The 11,430-nt window shown below is 47.2% G+C and carries 12 protein-coding genes; 2 read left to right on the plus strand and 10 right to left on the minus strand.

Annotation, left to right across the window (positions count from 1 at the left end):
• Positions 1-121: 121 nt before the first annotated feature.
• The 10 genes from ACTHS3_RS06005 to cmk form a co-directional block, all read right to left on the minus strand.
• Positions 122-967: a DUF817 domain-containing protein gene (locus tag ACTHS3_RS06005; protein ID WP_004519788.1), complete on the minus strand. Its 846-nt coding sequence runs from the start codon at positions 965-967 to the stop codon at positions 122-124.
• A gap of 33 nt (positions 968-1,000) precedes the next feature.
• Positions 1,001-2,266, minus strand: a complete 1,266-nt coding sequence (gene ispG, locus ACTHS3_RS06010; RefSeq protein WP_070625379.1) for a flavodoxin-dependent (E)-4-hydroxy-3-methylbut-2-enyl-diphosphate synthase — start codon at positions 2,264-2,266, stop codon at positions 1,001-1,003.
• 1 nt (position 2,267) lies between these two features.
• On the minus strand, positions 2,268-3,152 hold the full coding sequence (locus tag ACTHS3_RS06015; RefSeq protein WP_049336589.1) for a helix-turn-helix domain-containing protein: 885 nt from the start codon (positions 3,150-3,152) through the stop codon (positions 2,268-2,270).
• Positions 3,153-3,908, minus strand: coding sequence for a type IV pilus biogenesis/stability protein PilW (gene pilW / locus ACTHS3_RS06020; protein WP_004519786.1), 756 nt, complete (start codon positions 3,906-3,908; stop codon positions 3,153-3,155).
• A gap of 8 nt (positions 3,909-3,916) precedes the next feature.
• Entirely contained in the window at positions 3,917-5,005 is a 1,089-nt protein-coding gene (rlmN, locus tag ACTHS3_RS06025; protein WP_003683577.1) for a 23S rRNA (adenine(2503)-C(2))-methyltransferase RlmN, read from the minus strand.
• A gap of 170 nt (positions 5,006-5,175) precedes the next feature.
• The gene (ndk, locus tag ACTHS3_RS06030) at positions 5,176-5,601 is read right to left on the minus strand and encodes a nucleoside-diphosphate kinase (protein ID WP_004519785.1); all 426 of its coding nucleotides are present in this window, start codon (positions 5,599-5,601) and stop codon (positions 5,176-5,178) included.
• A gap of 94 nt (positions 5,602-5,695) precedes the next feature.
• Entirely contained in the window at positions 5,696-6,832 is a 1,137-nt protein-coding gene (gene zapE, locus ACTHS3_RS06035; RefSeq protein ID WP_049333700.1) for a cell division protein ZapE, read from the minus strand.
• Positions 6,833-7,092: 260 nt separating this feature from the next.
• Positions 7,093-7,407 carry an integration host factor subunit beta gene (locus ACTHS3_RS06040; RefSeq protein ID WP_003678992.1) on the minus strand — a complete coding sequence of 105 codons (315 nt, stop codon included), beginning with the start codon at positions 7,405-7,407 and terminating at the stop codon, positions 7,093-7,095.
• A 10-nt stretch (positions 7,408-7,417) separates the two neighbouring features.
• Positions 7,418-9,103 (minus strand): 30S ribosomal protein S1, encoded by a 1,686-nt coding sequence (gene rpsA / locus ACTHS3_RS06045; protein WP_003678994.1) that lies wholly within the window; start codon positions 9,101-9,103, stop codon positions 7,418-7,420.
• Between the two features lie 154 nt (positions 9,104-9,257).
• The gene (gene cmk, locus ACTHS3_RS06050) at positions 9,258-9,917 is read right to left on the minus strand and encodes a (d)CMP kinase (RefSeq protein WP_004519781.1); all 660 of its coding nucleotides are present in this window, start codon (positions 9,915-9,917) and stop codon (positions 9,258-9,260) included.
• 216 nt (positions 9,918-10,133) lie between these two features.
• On the opposite strand from cmk, the gene ruvB reads away from it, so the two are divergent.
• Positions 10,134-11,165, plus strand: a complete 1,032-nt coding sequence (ruvB, locus tag ACTHS3_RS06055) for a Holliday junction branch migration DNA helicase RuvB (RefSeq protein ID WP_039862144.1) — start codon at positions 10,134-10,136, stop codon at positions 11,163-11,165.
• 122 nt (positions 11,166-11,287) lie between these two features.
• The coding region (locus tag ACTHS3_RS06060; protein WP_440367393.1) for an ATP-binding cassette domain-containing protein at positions 11,288-11,430 on the plus strand (143 nt) is incomplete at its 3' end.

Genomic DNA, 11,430 nt, shown 5'->3' on the forward strand with positions numbered 1-11,430 from the left:
TGCATTCCTTTGGGCTATGGCGTCATTATGGTGTTTGTTAAAGCCTTAAGTTTGTTTAATTGATTGTTGAAAATTAGAGGCCGTCTGAAAGTTTCAGACGGCCTTTTAAAATATTAAGCAACTAATCTTTTGATACGCTGATGGTATGTTTGATGTGTTTTAAATTCGCAACGATGGTAAAAGTCATCATCACCAGTAAAGCCCATGAACTCCATTTGCTGATGTGTACCGATGCCCACGCGCCGATTTGGTTGGGATAGCGCCAAACGCCGAATAGGGTTCCCAAATTTTCCGCCAGCCAAATAAAAAATCCGATCAGGACGAAAGCGAGCAGGAGCGGCATTTTGCGAGTGGTGTCATAGGGCGTGTATAAGACCGTTGTCCGGGCATATAGGCCGAGAGCGAAAGCAGCAAGATACCAGCGATAGTCGCCGATATAGTGATGGGTGAAGAAATTGATATAAATCGCCAGTGCGCACAAAGTACCCAACCAATACGGCGGATGGCTTTTGATTTTTAAGTCAAACAGCCGCCATGCTTGAATGATATAGCTGCCGACTGCGGCATACATAAAGCCTGCAAACAGCGGTACGCCGCCGATTTTGGTATAAGCCTCATCCGGATAGCTCCATGATTGGATATCGCCTGATGTCTTGAACCACTCTAAAGCAAAGCCCACCAAGTGAAACAGCGTAATCGATTTCACTTCATCCCAAGTTTCTAGCTTGAAATACAGCATGGCTGCTTGTATGGAGATGGCAAAAATCAGCAGCAGGTCGTAGCGCGAAATTCCCAACAAGCCTGTTTTCGGAACGAGGAACATGGCAATGAAAAACAAGCCTGCAAATAAGCAGGCTCGTGCTTCTTTCAAACCGAAAAACCAAAATTCAACGATAAAGCGTCGCCAACCATGCAAATCCTTGCGTTTGGGATGTTCAGTCAGCCAAGTATCCAGTTTGCCCAACATATTTTCAGACGGCCTCTTTATCTTGAAAATGTTTTAGGCAGATTGAATCGGAATAACGCGGTTTTGCTTACGTTTTGCGCCACCTTCGCAATAGTTGGTTTTGACATAATCTTCAACGATTTGTAAAAACTCGGCAGCGATATTGTCGCCTTTGAGGGTAACTTTCCGTTCGCCGTCTACATAAACCGGCGCAACCGGTGTTTCGCCTGTACCTGGCAGGCTGATACCGATATCGGCAAGTTTGCTTTCGCCCGGGCCATTGACTACGCAACCCATTACGGCAACGTTCAATGATTCAACGCCTGGATACTCAGTGCGCCAAATAGTCATTTTTTGACGTAAATAGTTTTGTACGTCTTGCGCCAATTCTTGGAATACGGTACTGGTGGTACGGCCGCAACCCGGGCAGGCTGTAACCATTGGCGTAAAGGAGCGTAAGCCCATGGTTTGCAGGATTTCCTGACCGACAATGACTTCTTGTGTACGTGGGGAGCCAGGTTCGGGCGTAAGGGAAATTCGAATGGTGTCGCCGATACCTTCTTGCAACAATACGGACAAAGCTGCGGTGGAAGCCACAATGCCTTTGCTACCCATGCCCGCCTCGGTCAGGCCGAGATGGAGCGGGTAACGGCAACGGCTGCCTAATTCGTGGTAAACCTGAATCAAGTCTTGTACGGCGCTGACCTTGCACGACAAAATGATTTTGTCTTCAGGCAAGCCCAAAGCCACGGCTTTTTCTGCCGATTCCAGCGCCGAAACAATCAAAGCCTCTTTCATGATTTCTTCAGGCGGCTTCGGTGTGGCAGAAGCTAGGTTGGCATCCATCATACGTTTGGCAAGGCTTTGATCAAGCGAACCCCAGTTCACACCGATGCGTACGGCTTTATTGTTTTCTGCCGCTGTACGAATCATAAAGGCAAATTTCTCATCGCCTTTTGCGCCTTTACCGACATTGCCTGGGTTGATGCGGTATTTAGACAGGGCCTTGCCGCACTCAGGAAATTCGGCCAATAAGCGTTCGCCATTGAAATGGAAGTCGCCGATCAGGGGCGTGGTGTAGCCCATATCGTCTAAGCGGCTGCGGATTTCGGCTACTTTGGAAGCCGCTTCAGGAGTATTAACCGTGATACGGACCATTTCTGAGCCGGCATCGCTCAACTCTTTGACCTGTCGGGCTGTTGCTTCTGCATCTGCGGTGTCGGTATTGGTCATAGATTGCACAACAACGGGCGCATCGGAGCCGATGATGAGATGGTCAATTTTGACTTGATGTGTCTGACGGCGTTTAGGTGTGGTCATTTTAGTTTTTTCCTGCAACAAAAGAGGCGGATTTTTCACCGGCAACACGGTATTTCAAAGGTTCGATAGGTGTGCCGCCGTAATTGGCTTCCGAGCCGGCTGCAATACCGATCCAAACATTGTAAGGTGCGCCGCCTCTCAGACGTTGTTCGCTTCCGGCTGGAACGATACGGCTGAATACAACTTTTCCATCTTTGTCTGCAATAATCAGATTGCTTCGGTATTGGACTTTAATCCAAAGTTCGTCTTTCTCAACTTTGACAGCAGGTTTCTCTTCTTGTACGGCGGCGGAAGCTGCTGAGGCTGCTTGATCATTGGCCACTTCAGGCTTATTGGTGATTTCTTTTTTGCCGTCTTCCGTCATTTCGCTAACGGCAACATTATCCGTTTTTAAGGCAGGCGTTTTCATCGTATCAGCAACATCTTTGCTGTTTTGAATATTTGCCTGTTCGTTTTCAAAACTGGATTTGCTTTGCCAAAAGTAAACGCCGCCTACAGCCAAAGCCAATGCGGCTATCCCCAATATCCATTTTGGGAAGCCCTGCTTTTCAGTATCTGTGAAGCTTAAGCCGGAGTTGGTGCTGCGTGTTACCGCGTATACATGGTCTTCAAGTTGCGGAGTAATGGAGCGCAAATGTTTGGCGATGATTTGTTCGTCGATTTTCAGAAATCGTGCATATGAACGCAGATAACCTGAAACAAAGACTAAACCGGGAAAGCCGGAATATTCCCCTTTTTCCAAAGCATCAATTTGTTCGGTAGACAGTTTCAAACGTGAAGCAACATCTTGAATATCGATTTTGGCATCAGTTCTGTGTTTGCGTAATTCATCCCCCAATGTTTTGGCGGCTTGTGTGTCGTAGTTGATTTTATCGTTATTTTCCATTTATTGGCCTGTTGTGACGGTTTGTAGTTCGTCTGAATAAGGGAAGTTTGCCCTAAGTTGGGCTTCGTATTCGTATGCGGCGTGTTTATTACCCAAGGCGGTAGCCAAACGCCAGCCTAAAAGCAAATCGTCAGCCTGCAGGACATCAACTTTGCTTTGGTATTGGCGGAAATAATAGTCGGCATCGTTCAGATTGCCTGCCATCATTTTGGTTCGGGCAAGTTCTTTGAAAGCAGGGAAGAATTGCGGATTTGCTGCTAAAGACCTTTCCAAATAGGCTTGGGCTAAAGAGTATTGACCTAACCTTGCGCTGCAAATGCCTTTATTCATATTGGCAATAAAGGGGCTTGGGTAGGTTGGGTCGGCCAGTGCTTTGTCAAAATAAGCCAAAGATTCGGCCGGTGCATTCATTTGATTGCACAAGAACCAACCGTAGTTGTTGTTGACTTCCGCACTATCAGGTTTTAAAGACAATGCTTTAAGAAAGCTTTCTTGAGCTTTGTCTTTGACTTTCAAATACTGATAAATCTCGGCGCGTACCAACCAAGCAAGGTCATTTTTGGAATTGGACTTAAGCGCCTCTTCGATACTTTCAGTAGCTTGGCGGTAGTTTTGGCCGCGCATATATTCCACAGCCAGTTGGGTTTTGATATTAGAAACTTGAATGGCACGTTCTTTAGGGCTTGGGCCGGAAGAGGAAGCGCAGGCAGAAAGAGTCAGTGCGGTAAGTAAAGCGAATCCGAACTTGATTTTCATAATTAACCTTATTGTTCGACCAAAATCTGTTGCCATTTTTGTTGGCGGCGTGTTTTATCTTGTACTTGTCCGGCCAATTGTCCGCAAGCGGCATCGATATCGTCGCCGCGGGTTTTGCGGACAGTAACGACAAAGCCGGCTTGTTGCAGAATATCGCGGAAGACACGGATATTTTCATTGGTAGAACGTTCGTAGCCGGAATTTGGGAAAGGATTGAACGGAATCAGATTGAATTTGCATGGTACGTCTTTAACCAATTCAATCAATTCGCGTGCATGTTGTGCTTTATCATTGATACCGTCGAGCATAACGTATTCAAAGGTAATAAAGTCACGGGGGGCTTTGACCAGATAACGTTGACAGGCCGCCATCAATTCTTTGAGCGGGTATTTTTTGTTGAGAGGAACAATCTGATCGCGCACTTCATCGTTGGATGCGTGTAAAGATACAGCCAAAGCAACAGGCATTGCATCACGCAGTCTGTCCATTTGTGGAACCATGCCCGAAGTGGAAACGGTCACGCGACGGCGGCTCAAGCCGTAGCCATGATCATCCAACATAATACTCAAGGCAGTAACAACATTGTCAAAGTTTGCCATAGGCTCGCCCATACCCATCATCACCACGTTGGAGATAACGCGTTCGTTTTTAGGGGTAACACCCATGGCTTTATTGGCCCACCAAAGCTGACCGATAATTTCAGCGGCAGTCAGGTTGCGGTTGAAACCCTGTCGTCCGGTAGAGCAGAAAGTGCATTCCAATGCGCAACCTACTTGGGAAGAGATGCACAAAGTACCGCGTTCGGCTTCGGGAATAAAGACGGTTTCTACACCGTTGCCCGTGCCGACATCCAGCAACCATTTGCGTGTGCCATCAGTAGATTCTTGTGCCATCATTAATTTAGGCACTTCGATTGTGGCTTGTTCATTCAACTTGGCACGCAATGATTTGGCCAAGTCAGTCATTTCTTCAAAGTTTTGTGCACCGGCTTGATGCATCCAACGCATGACTTGTTTGGCGCGGAAAGGTTTCTCACCCATTTCGGCAAAGTGTTGCGTCAGTCCATTTAAATCGTAATTCAGTAGATTGGTTTTCATGTATTTTTATGTTTCTCAATAAAGCTTTTAAAGTAAAGAGGCTTATCGGTCAGCTTTGCTTTAAAAGCCTTTAGGGTTTCAGACGGCCTGTCATTTGCAGGGCATACAAAGCACTTTTGCCGTCCGATATGGAATCGGACGGCCGTAAAGCGGCTACAGGCTTTTTGCTTTTATCGTGGGCAGATTTCGCTTTGGCTGAAAAAGTAGGCGATTTCAATCGCAGCATTTTCCACGCTGTCAGAACCGTGTACAGCATTAACACTGACAGATTCTGCAAAGTCGGCACGGATTGTGCCCGGAGCTGCATCGGCTGGATTGGTTGCGCCCATCAATTCGCGATTTTTGGCAACGGCGTTTTCACCTTCCAATACTTGAATCATAACAGGATTGCGAGTCATGAATTTAACCAAGTCTTCATAAAAAGGGCGGTCTTTGTGTACAGCATAAAACTCTTTTGCTTCGCGCTCAGACAGATGTTTCATTTTCGCCGCAATAATGCGCAAGCCGTTTTCTTCAAAGCGGCTGTAAATCTTGCCGATGACGTTTTTTTCTACTGCATCGGGTTTGATGATGGAAATCGTACGTTCGATGGCCATGTTATGTCCTTGTTTTTATTAATAGGTGAGTTGCCGTAGCCAAGAGGCGAGGGAAGTGTATTCTACCAAATTTCGCCCCTTTTTGGGAAAGGCATTATTTGCTTAAAGTCAGGTGTGGTTGTTCCAAATAGACTTCGGATTGCATTTCGATCATACGGCTGGCTGTACGGGTAAATTCCTCGGCGAAATCGCCTTCGACATAAATATCGTTTACGCCAACTGCACTGGTGGCGCACAATTTCACACGGAAATCATATAAAACGTCAATTAACCATGTCAGACGGCGTGCTTCTGCTTTTTCTTGCGGGGTTAGACGTTCTAATCCTGAAAGGAAAACCATCTCATAATGTTCGGCTAAATACAGATAGTCAGCTTGTGAACGCGGGCCAAAACATAATGCGCGGAAATCAAACCAGATGGCGCGTTCTGACTGGGCTTTGTGAGGAATTTCTCGTCCATGAATAATGCTGATGCCTGGGTTTAATTCAGAGATTCCGCTCATTTCCTTAAATAAAGCAGCCAGTTTTTGCTCGTTCTCTTCATTATTGGGGACAAAGAAAATTTCGGCAGGACGCAAGGTACGCAATCGGTAATCTTCGCCGCCATCCACATTTAAAACGGTCAGGTTGGACTCGATAAGGGCGATGGTTGGGAGAAAGCTGCTGCGGTTTTGACCTTGAGGATAGAGTTCGGATGGGGCGTAGTTGGAAGTGGCTACCAAGACTACACCTTCACTCAACAGGTTTTCCAGTAAACGGCCCAAAATCATGGCATCGGCAATATCACTAACGTGAAACTCGTCAAAGCATAATACACGTGTTTCTTTGGCAATTTCTGTTGCAACGGCTTTTAAAGGGTTAGCTTCGCTTTTCAAGACTTTAAGGCGTTGATGGATTTCGGCCATGAAGGCATGGAAATGCACGCGACGCTTACGACGATAGGGAAGACAGCCGAAAAAAGCATCCATCAAAAAGCTTTTACCGCGTCCTACGCCGCCATAAAAATAGAGTCCTTTAGGTACTTGAGGGGAACGCAAGCTACGGCCGAGAAAACGGTTGCGTTTGCGTTTGAACATCATCAGCTCGGTCCACAAACGATCCAAATATTCAATGGCTCGCGCTTGGGCTTCGTCGCGGATGAAGTTGGGCTGTTCGGCTGCAGCCTGATACCAAGTCAATGGGCTGTGGTTTTCAAATGGAGGTGGTGTGAATAGTTGGTCTCTATTGCTCATGTGTAACCTTTATTATGCTTTACTGGCGATAGTTGAAACATCATCCACAATAGTTTGGACAGTAGTTGGAATGATGTTTTCATTACAGAATAGTCGGTCTATTATAAATGATTTCAGACGGCCTGCGTTTTTTGCAAAAGCATTGTAGTAAATATAGTTGAAATAGTGTGTGATTGAGGTATACGTGAAAAGAGTCGGCTTTGGTATTTCTTGAGAAAACAAAAAAACGCCGCATTTCTGCGGCGTTTTGCTACTAAGTATTAATGAGCACTTTCTTGCAATGCCAAGTCTACACGCTCACGCAACTCTTTACCCGGTTTGAAGTGAGGAACATGCTTTTCAGGCACTTCCACGCGTTCGCCGGTTTTCGGGTTGCGCCCGATACGGGCAGGGCGGTGGTTCAAGTCGAAGCTGCCGAAACCGCGGATTTCGATACGTTGTCCACGAGCCAGTGAACGGGTCATGGTATCAACCAAGACTTTTACACTGTATTCGACATCTTTAGCCAGCAGTTGGTTGCCATTTTTTTCGGCAAACACTTCTGCAAGGCGAACCATCAATTCAGACTTCGTCATGTCTGCAACCTTATTCTTGGTCGCCGGACAGTTTGGCTTTCAGCAAGTCGCCCAGGCTGGTAGTACCGGCATTGGCAGTTGCAGCGGCGTTAACTGAATTCAGCGCTTCGCGGTTTTCTTTAGCGTCTTTCGCTTTAACAGACAGACGGATGCTGCGGTTTTTGCGGTCAACGGTAACGATAACGGCTTCAACTTCGTCGCCTTCTTTCAGTTTGGTAGTCAGGTCTTCAACGCGGTCAGCAGCGAATTCAGAAGCAGGCAGGTAGCCTTCAACTTCTTCAGACAGAGCGACTACGGCACCTTTGGCGTCAACAGATTTCACAGAACCTTTAACCAAAGAACCTTTGTCGTTTACGCTGATGAAGTTGCCGAACGGATCACCTTCCAGTTGTTTGATACCCAAAGAGATACGTTCTTTTTCAACGTCGATGGCCAATACAACGGCTTCAACTTCTTCGCCTTTTTTGTATTTGCGTACAGCTTCTTCGCCGGCTTCAGTCCAAGACAGGTCGGACAAGTGAACCAGGCCGTCGATGCCGCCAGGCAGACCTACGAATACGCCGAAGTCAGTGATAGATTTAACTGCGCCGGAGATTTTGTCGCCTTTGTTGTGGTTGGCGGCAAATTCTTCCCAAGGGTTAGCTTGGCATTGTTTCATACCCAAAGAGATACGGCGGCGGTCTTCGTCGATTTCCAGGATCATTACTTCAACTTCGTCACCCAATTGAACAACTTTGCTTGGGTGTACGTTTTTGTTGGTCCAATCCATTTCGGAAACGTGTACCAAACCTTCGATGCCTTGTTCGATCTCAACGAATGCACCGTAGTCAGTCAGGTTGGATACTTTACCGAACAGGCGGGTACCTTGTGGGTAACGACGGGTCAGGCCGCTCCAAGGATCTTCGCCCAGTTGTTTCATACCCAAGGAAACACGTTGTTTGTCTTGGTCGAATTTCAGGACTTTAGCTTCTACTTCTTGACCAACTTCCAAAACTTCGCTTGGGTGTTTTACACGGCGCCATGCCAAGTCGGTAATGTGCAACAGACCGTCGATGCCGCCCAAGTCAACGAATGCACCGTAATCGGTGATGTTTTTAACGATACCTTTGATAACTGAACCTTCTTGCAGGTTTTCCAGCAAGGCTTTGCGTTCTTCGCCCAAAGTAGCTTCCAGAACAGCGCGGCGGGACACAACAACGTTGTTGCGTTTTTTGTCCAGTTTGATCACTTTGAATTCAATTTCTTTGCCTTCGAAGTGAGAAGTGTCTTTTACAGGACGTACATCAACCAAAGAACCCGGCAGGAATGCGCGGATGCTGTTGATCATAACAGTCAGACCACCTTTGACTTTGCCATTGATAACGCCAGACAGGATGTCGCCGTTTTCCATAGCTTCTTCCAAAGCGATCCAGTCGGCAGCACGTTTGGCTTTTTCGCGGGACAGTTTGGTTTCGCCGAAGCCGTTTTCAACAGATTCGATGGTAACGGTAACGAAATCGCCAACTTTAACTTCAATCTCGCCCTGAGCGTTTTTGAATTCAGCAACATCAATCAGAGATTCTGATTTCAGACCTGCGTTAACGGTAACGAAGTTTTGATCGATGCCGACTACTTCGGCAGTAATCACTTCACCTGGGTTCATCTCTTGCAGGGTAAAGCTTTCTTCCAGCAGCTGGGCAAAATTTTCCATAGTCATATATACTCTTTTCGGTACACCGCCAAGGGGTGCGGGTTAGGTTTGAAATGACCTGCCGTCCTTGGCGCGGCAGGTTGGGAAATGTTTTCAGACGGCCTTGTTATAGGGTTAACAGGCCGTCTGAAATGAAAACTTCGCGATTATACTCCAAATTTTAAACTTTATGATACCAATCAAGCACTTTTTTTACAGCTTCTTCGATAGAAAGGTTATCAGTATCTAAAAGCAGGGCATCGGGCAGCTGTTTCAACGGAGCAACAGGGCGGCGGCGGTCTGCTTCGTCGCGCGCTTCAATGTCCGACAAAATACGCTCGAATGCAACGCCTTCGCATGGGATACCGAGTTGTTTGGCACGACGTTGGGCGCGGACATTGGCACTTGCGGTCAGGAAAATTTTTAATGCGGCATCAGGGAAAATAACCGAGCCGATATCGCGGCCGTCGGCGACCAAGCCTTTTTCGGTTAGGAAGTCGCGTTGGCGTTGCAAAAGGGCAGTACGCACTTTAGGCAACTGCGCGACGGCAGATGCGCCCATGCCAATCGCTTCGGTACGGATTTGCTCGGATACATCATCGCCGTTTAATAATACAACGCTGCCTTCAAATTGTGCGGGCAAGGTTTCTGCCAGTGTGCTGACGGCATCTTCATCTGTCCAAGCGACATTTTGTTTTTGTGCATAAAGCGCAGTCAGGCGGTAAAGCGCACCGGAGTCGAGGTAAAGAAAACCCAAGGCTTCGGCTACGCGTGAGGCAACCGTCCCTTTACCGGATGCGCTGGGACCGTCGATGGCGATGACTTTTTGCTTGAGGCTCATGTGTTCTCCTGAATGCGATAGGTATTTGAATTAACCGTTTATTATACGTTGCTTTGGCCGTCTGAAAACGAAAATTTTTGTGTGATTTAGATTTGAGGGGAAAGTGGCTCGGCCTTATCGGGTATAATGGCCAAAATCATAATTTAACCGCTTTATCTGATTGTTCGGGCCATCTGAAATAACGGGTCGGGAATGGTCTTAGAATTTAGAAACATTATGTTACAAACCGATAATCTTACTTCTGCACAACCTCAGCGCATTATCACTGCTCAAAATATTTCCGCTCAGGAAGAATTGCTTGAACGCGCTTTACGTCCGAAAACTTTAGACGACTATATCGGACAGGATAAAGCAAAAGAGCAGTTGGCTATTTTTATTCAGGCAGCGAAAAAACGTGGCGAAGCGCTTGACCACACTTTGCTGTTTGGTCCTCCGGGTTTGGGCAAAACTACTTTGGCACACATTATCGCCAAAGAGTTAGGCGTTAATTTGCGCCAAACCAGCGGCCCGGTTTTGGAACGTGCCGGCGACCTTGCAGCCTTGTTGACCAACCTCGAGCCGCATGATGTGCTGTTTATTGATGAAATCCACCGCTTAAGCCCTGTGGTTGAAGAAATCCTTTATCCTGCGCTTGAAGATTATCAGTTGGACATCATGATAGGCGAGGGGCCGGCCGCGCGTTCGGTCAAAATCGATTTGCCGCCGTTTACATTGGTAGGCGCGACGACCCGTGCCGGTATGCTGACCAATCCTTTGCGCGACCGTTTCGGTATCGTGTCCCGATTAGAGTTTTATCAGAATAAAGATTTGGCGACTATTGTTGCTCGTTCTGCCCAGTTGTTGCAGTTGGATATGGGCGACGAGGGTGCGATGGAAGTGGCCAAGCGCAGCCGCGGTACGCCGCGTATTGCCAACCGCCTTTTGCGACGTGTACGCGATTATGCCGATGTGAAAAACAACGGCGTCATTGATGCGGAAATTGCCGATGCTGCCTTGAGTATGCTGGATGTGGACGGTCAGGGTTTGGATGTGATGGACAGGAAATTCCTTGAGGCGATTCTGCACAAGTTCAGCGGCGGTCCTGTCGGTTTGGAAAACGTGGCTGCTGCGATTGGCGAATCAACCGATACCATCGAAGATGTGATTGAACCATATCTGATTCAGCAGGGCTTTTTGCAGCGTACACCGCGCGGACGCGTAGCAACCGAACGAGCCTATCTGCATTTCGGTTTGAAGGTTCAAGAATAATAATGAAGGCCGTCTGAAAACTGCTTTCAGACGGCCTGATACTTTCAATTTCATATGATTGTCGGCAAATATCTGCCGATAATCGGTTAAAATGTCCCTCTTTTCTTTTTTGAAGTTTCCCCATGAATATCTTATCCGTAGAAAATGCTTCTTTTGCCGTCGGCCATGTCGCCTTGCTCGACAAAACTTCTTTTCAACTCGACAGCGGCGAGAAAATCGGTTTAATCGGCCGCAACGGTGCGGGTAAGTCTTCGTTTTTAAAAAT

This window comes from Neisseria sp. P0009.S007, from assembly GCF_051962515.1.

Coding starts and splice junctions, on each gene's coding strand:
- ACTHS3_RS06005 (WP_004519788.1), bottom strand. CDS start 967: ATGTTGGGCAAACTGGATACTTGGCTGACTGAACATCCCAAACGCAAG.
- ispG (WP_070625379.1), bottom strand. CDS start 2,266: ATGACCACACCTAAACGCCGTCAGACACATCAAGTCAAAATTGACCAT.
- ACTHS3_RS06015 (WP_049336589.1), bottom strand. CDS start 3,152: ATGGAAAATAACGATAAAATCAACTACGACACACAAGCCGCCAAAACA.
- pilW (WP_004519786.1), bottom strand. CDS start 3,908: ATGAAAATCAAGTTCGGATTCGCTTTACTTACCGCACTGACTCTTTCT.
- rlmN (WP_003683577.1), bottom strand. CDS start 5,005: ATGAAAACCAATCTACTGAATTACGATTTAAATGGACTGACGCAACAC.
- ndk (WP_004519785.1), bottom strand. CDS start 5,601: ATGGCCATCGAACGTACGATTTCCATCATCAAACCCGATGCAGTAGAA.
- zapE (WP_049333700.1), bottom strand. CDS start 6,832: ATGAGCAATAGAGACCAACTATTCACACCACCTCCATTTGAAAACCAC.
- ACTHS3_RS06040 (WP_003678992.1), bottom strand. CDS start 7,407: ATGACGAAGTCTGAATTGATGGTTCGCCTTGCAGAAGTGTTTGCCGAA.
- rpsA (WP_003678994.1), bottom strand. CDS start 9,103: ATGACTATGGAAAATTTTGCCCAGCTGCTGGAAGAAAGCTTTACCCTG.
- cmk (WP_004519781.1), bottom strand. CDS start 9,917: ATGAGCCTCAAGCAAAAAGTCATCGCCATCGACGGTCCCAGCGCATCC.
- ruvB (WP_039862144.1), top strand. CDS start 10,134: ATGTTACAAACCGATAATCTTACTTCTGCACAACCTCAGCGCATTATC.